The following is a 14,355-nucleotide window of genomic DNA, read 5'->3' as shown; positions in this document are numbered from 1 at the left end:
TCACGCAACGACACAGAGAACTCATGGGACGGCATCCCCGGACTCTTTTCGAATCCCTCAACTCCCTTTCGAATAAGGGTTCGTGGAGCTACCGGTGGATCCGCCGCACCGCGCCTCACTCTCAGTGACCCGACAGGTTCGCGCTCCCCTCACAGCCGGCGGCCAGAAAGGCTCAAGCCTTCTCACATCAGGCCTGGCGACCATGCGCACATGCAATCCGACCCCGTCATCGAGAACATCCCCGCTCCACGCGGCCGACGCAGGGCCCACGCCGCCCCGTCCCGCTCCGCAGGCCACCCCCAGGGAGGCCCCGTCTTCGTGGACAGCTCCGGACGGCGGGCGAAGCTGCTCCGGCGCGCCGGCCTGCTGCTCGGCACCCTGTGCCTCGGGTACGCCGGGGTGCTGGGCCTCGCCTTCATGGGCGGCATATCCCTGACCCCCTCACAACTGATGCCCTTCGACGGGGACGCGGAGGCCGGACCGGGCGCCGGCTACCGGCCGGGTCAGGGCACCACGCCCCCGAGCGGCGCGCCCGCACCGCCCGGATCCGGCGGGGCCCTCCCGTCCGGTGAAGCCTCGGCGCCCGCGACGGGCGGCACGGACTGATGGCCACGTCACGACGCCGCCACGCCACCCCCCGCGGAATCGGCCGGATGGGCCGCCAGGCCGTCCCCCGGCCCCGGGTGATCATGGCCCTGGTGCTGCTCCTCGGGCTCGTCGTCACGATGCTCCTGGACGGCTATCTGCGCGCCGAGGTCGGGAACGACCAGCGGGTGCGCTCGGACGCCTCCGCGAAGACGGTGCCCGACGAGGTCCTGGAGGGCGGGCCCATCCTGAGTTTCCCCGGGGGCACCGCCCGTACGCAGTCCGTGCCGGACAAGACCATCGTGCTCACCTTCGACGACGGCCCGGACCCCGAGTGGAGCGGGAAGGTGCTGGACATCCTGGACGAGAACGACGTGCCGGGCACCTTCTTCCTCGTCGGCTCGATGATCTCCCGCTACCCCGGCACCGTCCGCAGGATGGTCGACGAGGGCAACGAGGTCGGCATCCACACCTTCACCCATGTGGACCTCTCGTACCAGAGCGAGGCCCGGGTGAAGCGGGAGATCGCCCAGTCGCAGCTCGCCCTCGCCGGTGCGGCCGGCATCACCACGACCCTGTTCCGCGCTCCGTACTCCTCGAAGACCGAGGCCATCGACGACTACAGCTGGCCCGTCTACGAGCGCCTCGGCGCGATGGGCTACACCAGCGTGTTCATCGACACCGACAGCGAGGACTGGCAGCAGCCGGGCGTGTCCAAGATCGTCGAATGGGCGACGCCGAAGAACGGTGAGGGCGCGTCCGTCCTCTTCCACGACGCGGGCGGCGACCGGTCCGAGACCCTGGCCGCCCTGCCGCGCTACATCAAGAAGATGAAGGCGAAGGGGTACACCTTCACCACGGTCAGCGGCGCGCAGCGCCAGGGCGCCTCGACCGCGGTGCGCGAAGAGGCCGGCCCCGCCCCCGCGGGAGCCGCGGAGGGTGACCCGGAGCAGGCCGCCCATCGCGCGGCGGACACCGCGAGCCTCTGGGAGGGACGGGCCCTGCTGGCCGCGGTCGCCGTGGCCGAGTGGAGCGTGCCGGGCCTGGCGGCGGTCCTCGCCGTCGTCGGGGTCGCCGTCCTGGCCCGCTTCGGCATGATGCTCGTGCTCGCCCGGCGCCATCACCGGCAGCGCAACCGGCGCGGCTTCAGCTGGGGGCCCGAGGTGACGGAGCCGGTCAGCGTGATCGTCCCCGCCTTCAACGAGAAGGAGTGCATCGCCGGCACTCTCAACTCCCTTGCCGTGAGCACCCATCCGATCGAGATCCTGGTCGTCGACGACGGTTCGACCGACGGCACGGCGGAGATCGCCGAATCGCTCGGGCTGCCGAACGTCAGAGTGATCAGGCAGGAGAACGCCGGCAAGTCGGCTGCGCTCAACAACGGCGTGCGCCAGGCCCGGTACGACATCGTCGTGATGATGGACGGAGACACCGTCTTCGAACCGGACACCGTGCACCGCCTCGTCCAGCCCTTCGCCGATCCCGAGGTGGGAGCGGTCGCGGGCAACGCCAAGGTCGGCAACCGGTCCACGCTGATCGGCGCCTGGCAGCACATCGAGTACGTGATGGGCTTCAACCTGGACCGCCGGATGTACGACCTGCTGCGCTGCATGCCCACCATCCCCGGCGCCGTCGGCGCGTTCAGCCGCCGGGCCGTGATCGAGGTGGGCGGAATGAGCGAGGACACCCTGGCCGAGGACACCGACATCACCATCGCACTGCACCGCGCGGGCCGTCGGGTCGTCTACGCCGAGCACGCCCGGGCCTGGACCGAAGCCCCCTCCTCGCTCGGGCAGTTGTGGCGTCAGCGCTACCGCTGGAGCTACGGCACCATGCAGGCGCTGTGGAAACACCGCCGGTCCGTCACCGACCGGGGACCGTCCGGGCGCTTCGGCCGGGTCGGCATGCCGCTCGTGGTGCTCTTCCAGATCGTCACACCACTCTTCGCTCCGCTCATCGACGTGTTCACCGTCTACGCGATGATCTTCGTGGATCTCCGGGCCTCGCTGCTCGCCTGGCTGGCGGTGCTGGCGGTGCAGCTGTTCTGCGCGGCGTACGCCTTCCGGCTCGACCGGGAGAAGTACCGCTATCTGCTGATGCTCCCTCTGCAGCAACTGGCCTACCGGCAGTTGATGTACCTGGTGCTGATCCACTCCTGTGTGACGGCTGCGACCGGCGGCAGGCTGCGCTGGCAGAAGCTGAAGCGCACCGGTGAGGTGGGCTCCTCCCGCGTGGGGGCGCCGTAGTGGCGGGCGCACACCGCAGGACGGCCGCCCCGCCGTCCCCCGCGGCGCCCGCCACGGCTGCGGGAAGGGACCGGTACTTCGACGTACTGCGGGCCGTGGCTCTGGTCAGGGTGGTGACCTACCACACCTTCGAGTGGCCCTGGCTGGGGTACGTCTTCCCCTCCATGGGCGTGATGTTCGCACTCGCCGGATCCCTGATGGCCCGCTCGCTGCGGCGGCCACCTGTCGCCGTGGTCCGCGGCAGGCTGCGGAGACTGCTGATCCCGCTGTGGCTGTTCGGCCTCGTCCTCGGGGCGGCGATGCTGTCGCACGGCTGGTCCCCTGGATGGGACGCAGCGCTCTGGGTGCTGCCGGTCGGTGATCCGCCCGGCGACGCGTGGGGGGAGCAGGCGTGGGCGGTTCTGTGGTATCTGCGCGCCTATCTCTGGTTCGTCCTGCTCTCGCCCGCGCTGCTGCCTCTCTTCCGGCGGGCACCGCTGCCCCTTCTCGCCCTGTCGCTGGTACCCGCGCTGCTGCTGGGGACCGTCCACGACGCGCCGGAGGGCAGGGTCGGGAGCGCGGTGAGCGACGCTTCGGTCTTCCTGTTCTGCTGGCTGCTGGGCTTCGCCCACCGTGAGGGTGTGCTCGACCGGCTCCCGCGTGCGTACGTGGCAGCGGTGGCGGCGCCGCTGATGGCCGCGGGGGCCTGGTGGGCGGCCGGGCACCCGGTGGACGGTTCCTTCGACCTGGACGACATCCCTCTCGCACAGACGCTGTGGTCGGCGGGGTTCGTCCTGCTCCTGCTGCGCCTTCGGCAGTCCCCCGGCCGGCGAGGAAAGGCGGCCGGAGCGGCATGCTCCGCACCGGGCCCCGCCGGGCCGCCGGAACACGCGCCGGTACTCCGCCGGGCCGCCGCCCGAACCGTCACGGTGTTCAACGCCCGGGCGGTGACGGTCTACCTCTGGCACGAGGTGGCGCTGATGGCTTCGGTACCGCTGATCGACCTGATGTGGCAGGTGCCCGCGCTGGAGCGGCACCTGCCGCTGGAGAGCGTGTGGCTCCAGTTCGGTGTCGCCTGGGTGCTGATCACGGTCGCGGTGGTGTCGCTCGGCTGGGTGGAGGACGTCGCGGCTCGACGCAGGCCCCGCCTCCTGCCGTGACGCCGGGGGTGTGCGGGCGCCCGCACACCCCCGCAGGCTCCGCTCAGTCCTCGTGACCCAGTTGCAGATCGCGCTCGGTCCGTCCGCCCCCGGGAAGCTGGAGCACGGTGGCCACGGGCGGATAGCCGGCGGCGATGACGGTGTACTCGCCGGTCGACAGGTCCACGAACCGGAAGGCCCCGTCGGCTCCGGTGGTGAGGGTGTCCACCACGTTGCCGGCCGCGTCCAGGAGCGTGACCCTGGCGTCCTCGACGGCACGCCCACCGGGGGCACGGACGACGCCGCGCAGTACGGCTCCGCCCGCCAGCTCGATGTCCTGCCGGGTCTCCCGGGCCGCCTGCACGCTCACCGGGAGCGCCGCGGGACGGAAGGCCGGGGCACTGGCGGCGAGGGTGTACTCCCCCGCGATCAACTCGGAGATGACATAGGCGCCCTCACGCCCCGTGCGGGTGGTCGCCACGACTTCGCCCCGTACGTCGGTGAGGGTGACCGCGGCGTCCCTGACGGGGGCGCCATCGGGGGTCAGGACCGCCCCGGCGAGCCGGCCGGCTCCGCCCAGGACGACGTCGAGATCCACCGGGCGCTCGCCGACCGTGACGCTGACGGCCTGCGGCTGATGGCCCCCGGCCGCGGCGATCAGCACATAGGCGCCTGCGGCCGGGGCGTTGAGCGCGTACTGTCCGTCGTCGCCGCTCGCGCCGCGCCCGACCTGCCGGCCCTGACCGTCGATGAGGGTCAGGGCGGCCCTGCCCACCGTCGTGCCGTCGGAGTGCTGGACGCGTCCGCACACCGGGACACCGTGGAGCGGAACGGGCTGCGCCGGGCCGGAATCGGTGCGGGCGGCGGGGATGGCCTGGGTCACGGACGGATCGGCGTCCGTGTGGGAGGTGGGGTGGGACACCAGAGGTTTCTCCTTGAGGAAGAAAGCGAGGAAGAGGCCGAGCAGCAGCACCGGCACGAGGTAGAGGAAGATCCGCGGCATCGCGTCGGCGTAGGCCTGGATGTACGCGTCGCGCAGCGCCGGTTCCATGGTGTGGACCAGCTGCGGGGTGATCGACTCCGCGTCCGGCAGGTCGGCACCGGAGGGGAGACGCACTCCCAGCGCGTCTGCGAGACGCCCCGCGAACAGGGTGCCGAAGATCGCGGCTCCGACGCTTCCGCCGATCTGGCGGAAGTAGTTGTGGGCGCTGGTGGCGGTGCCGAGGTCGGACGGTCGTACGGAGTTCTGCACGGCCAGCACCAGGATGGACATCACGAGCCCGATCCCGATGCCCAGGACGGCCTGCCAGACGCCGTACTCCAGCGAGGAGGTGTCGGTGTCCAGCCGGGAGAGCAACCACATGCCGACGGCCGAGACGGCCGCGCCGACGAGCGGGTAGACGCGGTAGCGGCCGGTACGCGAGACGAGTTGGCCCGAGACGACCGAGGAGACGACGATGCCGCCCATCATGGGCAGCATCAGCAGCCCCGACTCGGTCGCCGAGACACCCTCGACCATCTGGAGGTAGCTCGGCAGGTAGCTGGCCGCCCCGAAGAGCGCGACCCCGATCACCGCGCCCACGAGCGAGGTGACGTTGAAGACCGAGTCGCGGAACAGCCGCAGGGGGATGACCGGTTCGGCGGCACGGCGTTCAACCGCAAGGAAGAGCAGGGTCGTCACGACGGCTCCCGCGGTGAGACCCACGATGGTCCTGGAGCCCCAGGCGTACTCGGTTCCGCCCCAACTGGTCAGCAGGACGAGGCAGGTGGACGCGACCGCGAGCAACAGCGCGCCCATCACGTCGAGACGGGGCCTGTCCGTCGGCTTGGGGAGTTTCAGTACGAGCGCGATGACGGCGAGGGTGACGATGCCGAAGGGCACGTTGATGTAGAAGCACCACCGCCACGAGGCGTGGTCGGTGAAGAACCCGCCGAGGAGCGGCCCGGCAACCGAGGCCAGCCCGAAGACCGCCCCGATGAGGCCCATGTAGCGGCCGCGCTCCCTGGAGGGGACGATGTCGGCGATGATCGCCTGGACCCCGATCATGAGTCCGCCGCCACCGATGCCCTGGACGGCCCGGAAGGCGATGAGTTCGTCCATGGTGCGCGACCAGCCCGCGAGGGCGGAGCCGATGACGAAGACGATGATCGCGAACTGGAAGACGCCCTTGCGGCCGAAGAGGTCGCCGAGCTTTCCGTAGATCGGCAGGCCGATCGTCGAGGCCAGGAGATAGGCGGTGACGGCCCAGGACATCTTGTCGAGGCCGTGGAGTTCACCGACGATCTTCGGCAGAGCGGTGGCGACGATCATCTGGTCGAGCGCGGCCAGCAGGAGGGTGAGCATCAGCCCGAGGAAGACCAGCCTCACCCTGCGGGGGCTGATGTCGGGGGACGGCGCGGCCGGTCCGGCTTCGGCCGGCGGTGCGGGTGGTCCGGACTCCGGTCCGCCCGGTTCCTCGCGCACCTCACCGGGCGTCCCGTATTCGGTACCGCCCTCGTCCTTCACCAGAGTGATCCCACCCACCACGTGACGCTCCCCTCGTCGCAGCTGCGCCGCTCATTTCTCGCATCGGTGAGCAAGAAGGGGCAAACGCGACCGGGCGCACGCTGGGCGCACTCAGAGGGCTTATGCGCCGGTGGGAGGCGCTAAGGCGCACAACCGGCCACTCCGGAAAACCACCCGTTCCGGTGAGGCCGGCGTGACGCCAACAGGGTTACGAGCGGGGCTACTTCTCGACCTCGCGGGCCAGGTTCTCCAGCAGTTCGTCGTAGATCCGGCCGAGGCCCTTGGGCGCGAAGGTCTTCTCGAAGAAGCCGCCGATGCCACCCGCGCCCTTCCACACGGTCGTGACGACCGCCTTGGACCTGCCCTCGCCGGCCGGGGTGACCGTCCAGGTCGTGACCATCGTGGAGTTGCGGTCCTTCTCGACCAGCTGCCCGTCCGTGGGCTCCGTGACGTCGAGCAGGCAGTCACGGACCCGCTTGCTGGTGGCCTGCAGCTTCCAGTGGACGAGGGTGCCTTCGCCGTCCCCGCCCTCGCGCACCTCGTACTCGCTGAAGTGCCCGGGGAGCACCTTGCCACGGACCTCCTTGTAGTCGGCGAGCGCGTCGAACACCGTCTCGGCGTCCGCCGCGATGATCCGCTCCGTAGTGGCCTCGACCTGCGCCATGCCTGCTCCTCCAGCACTCGGTTCTTCGGGTGCTGCTGAGCCAACCACCTCGGGCACGGACCCTCAAAATCGTGCGCCGGCCCACCCGCGCACGATCAAGGGAACACATGTTCTATTCTCTGCGGAGTGCTACGGAGGAGGCGTTCATGCGCTGGGACAATCTCGCCGAGAACACCACAAATGAAGGCAACGGTGCGCTCTTCGCCGCGGACGCGGTGACGACGCGTACGTTCGACACCCCCGAGTTCAGGGGGATCACCTTCCATGAGATCCGGGCCCGCTCGATCGTGAACCGGGTGCCCGGGGCCTCCCGCATGCCGTTCGAATGGACCGTGAACCCGTACCGGGGCTGCACCCACGCCTGCGTGTACTGCTTCGCCCGACGGACCCACAGCTATCTGGACCTGGACACCGGCCTCGGCTTCGACTCCCAGATCGTCGTCAAGGTCAACGCCGCCGAACTGCTGGGCCGCCACCTGGCCTCGCGGCGGTGGCACGGCCAGCACATCGCGATGGGCACGAACGTCGACTGCTACCAGCGGGCAGAAGGCCGCTACCGGCTGATGCCCGGCATCATCACGGCCCTGCGCGACCACGCGAACCCCTTCTCCATCCTCACGAAGGGCACCCTGATCCTCCGGGACCTCGACCTGCTCCGGCAGGCCGCCGCGGTCACCGAGGTCGGCGTCTCCGTGTCCGTCGGCTTCACCGACACGGAGCTGTGGCGCTCGGTCGAGCCCGGCACGCCCTCCCCCGACCGCCGGCTGGACGTCGTACGCGCCTTGGCGGACAGCGGGATCGGCTGCGGCGTACTGATGGCCCCGGTCATCCCGTTCCTCGGCGACAGCCCGGAGCAGCTGCGCGACACGGTCCGGGCCATCGCCGAGGCGGGGGCGACCTCGGTGACCCCGCTCGTGCTCCATCTGCGCCCCGGCGCGCGTGAGTGGTACATGCAGTGGCTCGGGCGGCACCACCCGCACCTGATCGAACGGTACGAACGGATGTACGCGGACGGGGCGTACGCGCCGACCTGGTACCAGCGGAGCATCACCCGCCGGGTGCACGAGCTGGCGGCCGAGTTCGGCATCGGCCCGGCGGACCGCAGCGATGCCCGCAGCGTCGCCCGCGGGACGCCGACGGCTTCCGCGGACGGCCCCGCACCCGGCCCCACCCAGCTGTCGCTGCTCTGACCGCACGGGTCTCCCTCACCGAACGGGTCAACTCTCGCGGACATGTGTCCTCAGGCGCCCGGACCCGGGAAGCATGCGGCGGGGGCTGTGCCACCCACAGCCGCGTTGCCCCATCACGGGAGGCCCTATGACGAAACGTGCAGGAATTCTGGTCGCGGTCGGCGCCACGGTCGCGGGTCTGGTGACCGCCGCGCCCTCCGCCCCCGCGGCCGCGGCGGGTCCCGCGGCCACTCCGCTCAAATGGACCGCCTGCGGGACGAAGGCGTACCCCAGGCTGCAGTGCTCGACGGTCACCGCCCCGCTCGACCATGACAACCCGTCAGGCAGACCGGTAACCCTCGCCCTCTCCCGCATCCCCCACACGGCGAAGAAGTCACAGGGACCCCTGCTGGTCAACCCCGGTGGGCCGGGAGGCAGCGGGCTCTCCATGGCGGGCTTCGTCGCGTCCTCGCTGCCGAAGAAGCTGGCCGCCCAGTACGACGTGATCGGCTTCGACCCCCGCGGGGTCGGCAAGAGCCGGCCGGCCCTGGACTGCCTGCCGAAGTACTTCGCGCCGGTGCGCCCCGACTCGGTGCCCGACTCCCTCGAATCGGAGCGGACGGCTCGCAACCGTGCCGCCTCGTTCGCCGCCGCGTGCGGCGAGAAGCACGGCGACCTGCTGCCGTACATGGACACCGTCAGCGCCGCGAAGGACCTCGACGTCATCCGCAAGGCACTGGGGGCGAAGCGGATCAACTACTTCGGGTACTCCTACGGAACCTACCTGGGCGCGGTCTACGCCAAGCTGTTCCCCGAGCACGTCCGTCGCCTGGTCCTCGACTCGGTCGTCGACCCGGACGGGGTCTGGTACGAGGACAACCTGGCGCAGGACCACGCGTTCGACGCCCGCCACAAGGCCTTCGCCGCGTGGGTCGCGAAGAACGACGCGACGTACCGCCTCGGCAAGGACCCCGCCGGCGTGGAAGCCGCGTGGTACCGCATGCGCGACGCGGTGAAGCGGAACCCCGCGGCCGGCAAGGTCGGACCGGGCGAGCTCGAGGACACCTTCATGCCGGGCGGGTACTACAACGGCTACTGGCCGCGCCTGGCTGAGGCGTTCGCGGCGTACGTCAACGACAAGGACGAGGACGCGCTCGCGACGGCGTACAAGGACTTCGCCGAGGTCGACCGGAGCGGGGACAACGGTTACTCCGTCTACACGGCGGTGCAGTGCCGGGACGCCGGATGGCCTCAGGACTGGAGCGCCTGGCGTGGCGACACCTGGAAGGCGCACGCCAAGGCGCCCTTCATGTCGTGGAACAACACCTGGTACAACGCACCGTGCGCCACCTGGCCGGTGGAACCGCTGGAGCCCCTGCGGGTCACCAACGACGAGATCGGCCCCGCCCTCGTCCTCCAGGCCACGGACGACGCGGCGACTCCGTACGAGGGCGGCGTCACCATGAGCCGGCAGCTCAAGGGCTCCGGCCTCGTCGTCGAGCAGGGCGGCGGGAACCACGGCATCACCCTGAGCGGCAACGACTGCCTGGACAAGCACCTGGTGCGCTACCTCACCGACGGCACGCTCCCGGCAGCACCCGGGAGCGGCCCGGACGCGGTCTGCGCCGCCCTGCCGGAGCCGAAGGCGGCCGCGGCCACGAAGGCGGGCGCGAACACGAAGGGCAAGACGCTGCACGGACTGCTGGGGTTCCGGGGCTGACGAGCGCCGGACCCCGCACCGGGGGCGTACGGCGGGACGGACCGTGTGAACCACGGCCGGCTCCCCGTACGCCCCCGGGCGTGCGTGCCTGCCGCCGGTGACCTGGTCCCGGGCTCCGGGGCTCCGGCGGTTCAGATGGTGGCGGTGTCGATCACGAAGCGGTAGCGCACGTCGCTGGCGAGCACCCGCTCGTACGCCTCGTTGATCTGGTCCGCCCGGATCAGTTCGATCTCCGCGCCGAGGGCGTGCCGCGCGCAGAAGTCGAGCATCTCCTGCGTCTCGCGGATCCCGCCGATCCCGGAGCCCGCCAGGGTCTTGCGGCCGCCGATGACGGAGAACAGGTTCAGCGAGACCGGCTCCTCCGGCGCTCCGACGTTCACCATGGCGCCGTCGGTCTTGAGCAGCGCGAGGTACGCGTCCAGCGGCAGGGGTGCCGAGACGGTGGAGATGATCAGGTCGAACGAGCCCTTGAGCTGCTCGAACGTCTTGGGGTCGCTGGTCGCGTAGTAGTGGTCGGCGCCCAGCTTCAGCCCGTCGGCCTCCTTGCGCAGCGTCTGGCTGAGCACGCTCACCTCGGCGCCCAGTGCGTGCGCGATCTTGACACCCATGTGTCCGAGGCCACCGAGGCCGACGATCGCGACCTTCTTGCCGGGGCCGGCCTTCCAGTGGGCGAGCGGCGAGTACGTGGTGATGCCCGCGCAGAGCAGCGGTGCCGCCTCGTCCAGGGCGATGCCCTCGGGGATGCGCAGGGTGTAGTTCTCGTCGACCACGATGTGGGTGGAGTACCCGCCGTAGGTGGGTTCGCCGTCCTTGCCGACGGCGTTGTACGTGCCGATGTTGCCCTCGGAGCAGTACTGCTCCAGACCGGCCAGGCAGTTCTCGCACGTGCGGCACGAGTCGACCATGCAGCCGACGCCGACGCGGTCGCCGACCTGGAACTTCGTCACGCCCGATCCGACCTCTGCGACGACGCCCGCGATCTCGTGGCCGGGCACCATCGGGAAGATGCCCTCGCCCCAGCCGTTGCGTGCCTGGTGGATGTCCGAGTGGCAGATCCCGGCGTACTTGATGTCGATCAGTACGTCGTACTCGCCGACCGGGCGGCGCGGCACGGTCGTGCGCTCCAGCGGGGCCTTGGGTGCGGGGGCGGCGTATGCGGCGACGGTGGTGACAGTCATCCGGAAAGGATCTCCTCAAAGGTGGGGTGGTTCTCATCCACTGTGCCTCGTACCCCGGCATTCGCCCAGGTCCCAGCTGGGCCTACGCCTGTCGTGCGTACCACTGGCAGGGTCACGCTGGCCGTCGTGGCGTACCCGGATACTGGAAGGCATGGACCAGCGCGCCGAACTCAGCGAATTCCTCCGCAGCCGCAGGGCCCGGCTCAAGCCCGGGGACGTCGGCCTGCCGGACGTGGGGCGAGCCCGCCGGGTCCCGGGGCTGCGCCGCGAGGAGCTGGCGCAGCTCGCCGGGGTGTCCGTGGCGTACTACACGCGTCTGGAGCAGGGAAACAGCGGGAACGTCTCGGGGGAAGTACTGGACGCGGTCGCCCGGGCTCTGCGCCTGTCGAACACGGAGCACGCCCACCTCACGCATCTGGCGAACCCGAAGACGAAGAAGAAGCGGGCCGCTGCCGCCCGTCCACAGCGGCTGCGAGCTGAGCTCCAGCACCTGATCGACGCCATGGAGAGTGTGCCGGCGTACGTCCTGGGGATGCGGATGGAGATCCTGGCGTCGAACCGGATGGCACGCGCGCTGCTCGGGGACGAGACGGCGCTGCCGCCGGAGGAGCGCAACATGGCGCGGATCGTGTTCCTCGACCCGAACGCGCGGGATCTGTACGTGGACTGGGAGTGCAAGGCCGTCGAGGTGGTGAGCGCCCTGCGGCTCTGCGCGGGCTGCTGGCCGGACGATCAGCAGCTCTCCGCGCTGGTGGGAGAGCTCTCCGTGAAGAGCGAGGAGTTCCGGACCCTGTGGGCCGCACACACGGTGCAGGAAAAGGGATACGGCACGAAGCGGCTGCACCATCCGCTGGTGGGTGAGCTGACCCTGTCGTACGAGACACTGAAGTTGCCCGCCGATCAGGACATGTCCCTGATCACCTTCCATGCGGCGCCCGGCTCGGCGTCCGAGGAGTCGATGCGGCTGCTGGGCAGCTGGGGCCTGGACACCGGCCCCCGGGCCGTGAGCCGCTGAGCGGGCGGCGGCAGCCGTTCGGCACCGCGGCCAGGTGTGGCGTACAACCGTGCCGGTCCGCATGCGGAGCGGAGGAGCGCCTGCGGCAGGGGCGTGAGGTGGCCCTGGTTCCCGACGGCTCCGTGAGTCCGAGAAGTCCGGCCGCCTGACCGGCCCTGCCATTCCGGCCCACCCGTCTCCGCCGATCGATTACCGTAATCATCCGGACGCACGGACAATCCGCTGATCAGACCACCATGGCATCCCCCCCTATTCGGAGTCGCATGCCCCCGAGATAATGTCCAAGGCAGTCGCGCACCCTGATTTCACCCAACGCCCCAGGGCCGAAACCGTTCATACACGGACTTCGTGGACGAAATGGCAACCTGGAACGGTCCGCAGCGAACGTCGGCACCGACACCATCTACCGGGCGACGTCGGAAAAGGGACACGAGCTGACAACCTCAGGGCATGAGCAGCTGGAACATGTACGAGGGAACGTCGAAGAGGGAATCCCGAGCCCGTTCCCGTTCAGGCCGAACTGAGAAGGAGCTGCACGGAGCTCAATCGGGCCTGCGGTTGACCGTCCTCTCGCTTGCGCGCATCTGTCCCTGGTCGGTTCTGAGGTCGACCGCTCACTGCCCGGGGCGGTCTTACGTTCGCGGCTCCACAGGTTGACTGTGGTCAGGGGGAGTTGGCGTGACAACGGGGCGGGAACGCGATCAGTGATCATAAGAGCTACCACGCCCGCTGATCACATGAGGGTTCATGCCGTTTCTGTCGGGCGCCAGCCGTCGGCGTCTGTGGGCGAACGAGGGGGAGACAATGATTGACTACCGCAAGGCACCAGCCGTTCCGGTGTGGACGCTCGCGACGGGTGACGTCCGAGTGCCCGCAGTGGCCGGTGACGGGCCGATGACGGCTGAGCGCCTGGGCGAACTGCGTAGTGTGCTGGCCGCCCTGGCCGACGAGCCGATCGCCACGCTTGAGGTGCATCCGCTGCCCGCCGACCTCGACCGCAGCCGAGGCATCCCGCTCGATGCCGTGAGTCCCCTGGCACAGCACCTGTCGCAACTCGTCACGCAGACAGCCCGGAACTCCTCCGCTGCGGCCACAGTCACCGCCGCCGGCGAGAACCTGTACACCATGGTGGTTCCGGCGAAGGTCGCCGCCCAGCTCGGTCAGGGCACCCTTCGCCCGATGGTGTCGAAGGCGGTGGCCGGTGGCATCCGCGGCCCGCTCGTGGACCCCATGGGCCGCATCGCCTCCGGCGTGACGTTCGTGCCGGTCGGGAAGGCGGCAGCGGCGGGCGCGGCCGGTGGGGCCGGCGCGACGGCCGGTGTCGCGGCAGCCGGCAGCGCGGCGCTCACTGTGGCCGCGCCGCTCGTACTCATGGCCGTGGCGGTGGGGGTGAGCGCGCATGCAGAGCGCCAGCGCCAGCAGGCCATCGAGCACATCACCGAGCTGCTGGAGCAACTGCACGAAGAGAAGCTCGACGACGAGCACAGCGAACTCGACGGCTGCCGCGATGCCATCGACAAAGCCACCGCCATCCTGCTCGACCAGGGCAAGCTCGGCGTCTCGCTGGGACTGGACTCGGCGGTGCATGCCATCAACACGGCGCTGGGCAGGGCTGATCGCCGCCTTGCCCGGTGGCGGAGCGCGCTCGACAAGCTGCCCGACGGCGAGGCCGTCGAGATCGCCGCGCTGACCAAGTCGTTCCCCGGCGTCGACGACCAGGGAGGCACCTTCCGGGCCCATCTCGAACTCGCCGCTCTCGCCCTCGCACTGAAGCGACGAGTCATCGTCCTGCAAGCCGTCGAGCATGCCCAGAACGACCCCGGCAACCTGTTCAAGAGCTTCACCCGCGCCCTCAGGCGCGACCAGCAGCGCCTCGACGAGCTTGAGTCCGGCATCGCCGGTGTCCTGGTGCGTCTGTCGGCGCTGGAGCTGGCCCGCCCGAATGGTTTGCGGCCCGTCTTCACGCCTGGTGAAGTCGATCGACTGATGCGCGCGACACACAGGATTCACCAGCTCGGCGATGGCATCACGGTCAACAGCCGCGCGACAGACGTGGCGATCGAGATCGCCCGCGACAAGGACGGTTCCGTGGTCGTGTTCCCCGCGCTGCCCGTGGGGGCCTAGCGTGGCTTCGGCATCAGGGCCCCGGGGGGC

Annotated in this window: 10 protein-coding genes; 7 read left to right on the top strand and 3 right to left on the bottom strand. The window is 70.2% G+C overall.

The window, feature by feature from the left end; all coding sequences use genetic code 11:
* Positions 1–210 precede the first annotated feature (210 nt).
* Genes ACGFNN_RS17895 through ACGFNN_RS17885 form a run of 3 tightly spaced genes read left to right on the top strand, consistent with a single transcriptional unit; the run spans position 211 to position 3,970 of the window.
* Positions 211–606, top strand: coding sequence for a hypothetical protein (locus ACGFNN_RS17895; RefSeq protein ID WP_393556875.1), 396 nt, complete (start codon positions 211–213; stop codon positions 604–606).
* The gene (locus tag ACGFNN_RS17890; protein ID WP_393556873.1) at positions 606–2,831 is read left to right on the top strand and encodes a bifunctional polysaccharide deacetylase/glycosyltransferase family 2 protein; all 2,226 of its coding nucleotides are present in this window, start codon (positions 606–608) and stop codon (positions 2,829–2,831) included. Before ACGFNN_RS17895 ends, ACGFNN_RS17890 begins: the two co-directional genes overlap by 1 nt.
* Positions 2,831–3,970 (top strand): acyltransferase, encoded by a 1,140-nt coding sequence (locus tag ACGFNN_RS17885; RefSeq protein ID WP_393556872.1) that lies wholly within the window; start codon positions 2,831–2,833, stop codon positions 3,968–3,970. Before ACGFNN_RS17890 ends, ACGFNN_RS17885 begins: the two co-directional genes overlap by 1 nt.
* A gap of 43 nt (positions 3,971–4,013) precedes the next feature.
* Here ACGFNN_RS17885 and ACGFNN_RS17880 read toward each other — a convergent pair whose 3' ends face one another.
* Both ACGFNN_RS17880 and ACGFNN_RS17875 read right to left on the bottom strand, forming a co-directional pair.
* Complete coding sequence (locus tag ACGFNN_RS17880; protein ID WP_393556870.1) at positions 4,014–6,476, bottom strand: MFS transporter; 2,463 nt, start codon at positions 6,474–6,476, stop codon at positions 4,014–4,016.
* A gap of 199 nt (positions 6,477–6,675) precedes the next feature.
* Positions 6,676–7,119 (bottom strand): SRPBCC family protein, encoded by a 444-nt coding sequence (locus tag ACGFNN_RS17875; protein ID WP_362544616.1) that lies wholly within the window; start codon positions 7,117–7,119, stop codon positions 6,676–6,678.
* A 146-nt stretch (positions 7,120–7,265) separates the two neighbouring features.
* Between ACGFNN_RS17875 and ACGFNN_RS17870 the strand changes: the two genes are divergently transcribed.
* Positions 7,266–8,309: an Rv2578c family radical SAM protein gene (locus ACGFNN_RS17870; protein ID WP_393556868.1), complete on the top strand. Its 1,044-nt coding sequence runs from the start codon at positions 7,266–7,268 to the stop codon at positions 8,307–8,309.
* 127 nt (positions 8,310–8,436) lie between these two features.
* Positions 8,437–10,008 (top strand): alpha/beta hydrolase, encoded by a 1,572-nt coding sequence (locus ACGFNN_RS17865; protein WP_393556866.1) that lies wholly within the window; start codon positions 8,437–8,439, stop codon positions 10,006–10,008.
* Between the two features lie 131 nt (positions 10,009–10,139).
* On the opposite strand, the gene ACGFNN_RS17860 is transcribed toward ACGFNN_RS17865, so the two are convergent.
* Positions 10,140–11,186 carry an NAD(P)-dependent alcohol dehydrogenase gene (locus tag ACGFNN_RS17860; RefSeq protein WP_393556864.1) on the bottom strand — a complete coding sequence of 349 codons (1,047 nt, stop codon included), beginning with the start codon at positions 11,184–11,186 and terminating at the stop codon, positions 10,140–10,142.
* A gap of 151 nt (positions 11,187–11,337) precedes the next feature.
* On the opposite strand from ACGFNN_RS17860, the gene ACGFNN_RS17855 reads away from it, so the two are divergent.
* Positions 11,338–12,201, top strand: coding sequence for a helix-turn-helix domain-containing protein (locus ACGFNN_RS17855; RefSeq protein WP_393556862.1), 864 nt, complete (start codon positions 11,338–11,340; stop codon positions 12,199–12,201).
* A gap of 804 nt (positions 12,202–13,005) precedes the next feature.
* Positions 13,006–14,325 (top strand): hypothetical protein, encoded by a 1,320-nt coding sequence (locus ACGFNN_RS17850; RefSeq protein WP_393556860.1) that lies wholly within the window; start codon positions 13,006–13,008, stop codon positions 14,323–14,325.
* Positions 14,326–14,355 lie beyond the last annotated feature (30 nt).

Source organism: Streptomyces sp. NPDC048590 (genome assembly GCF_043199535.1).
In the GTDB taxonomy this organism is placed as follows: Bacteria; Actinomycetota; Actinomycetes; order Streptomycetales; family Streptomycetaceae; genus Streptomyces.
Note: the sequence above shows the minus strand (reverse complement) of the source record. Positions and strands in the feature narration are given on the sequence as shown.

Excerpts from the sequence above, each read along its gene's own strand:
- ACGFNN_RS17860 (WP_393556864.1), bottom strand. The coding sequence starts at position 11,186 with ATGACTGTCACCACCGTCGCCGCATACGCCGCCCCCGCACCCAAGGCC.
- ACGFNN_RS17895 (WP_393556875.1), top strand. The coding sequence starts at position 211 with ATGCAATCCGACCCCGTCATCGAGAACATCCCCGCTCCACGCGGCCGA.
- ACGFNN_RS17865 (WP_393556866.1), top strand. The coding sequence starts at position 8,437 with ATGACGAAACGTGCAGGAATTCTGGTCGCGGTCGGCGCCACGGTCGCG.
- ACGFNN_RS17870 (WP_393556868.1), top strand. The coding sequence starts at position 7,266 with ATGCGCTGGGACAATCTCGCCGAGAACACCACAAATGAAGGCAACGGT.
- ACGFNN_RS17890 (WP_393556873.1), top strand. The coding sequence starts at position 606 with ATGGCCACGTCACGACGCCGCCACGCCACCCCCCGCGGAATCGGCCGG.
- ACGFNN_RS17850 (WP_393556860.1), top strand. The coding sequence starts at position 13,006 with ATGATTGACTACCGCAAGGCACCAGCCGTTCCGGTGTGGACGCTCGCG.
- ACGFNN_RS17875 (WP_362544616.1), bottom strand. The coding sequence starts at position 7,119 with ATGGCGCAGGTCGAGGCCACTACGGAGCGGATCATCGCGGCGGACGCC.
- ACGFNN_RS17855 (WP_393556862.1), top strand. The coding sequence starts at position 11,338 with ATGGACCAGCGCGCCGAACTCAGCGAATTCCTCCGCAGCCGCAGGGCC.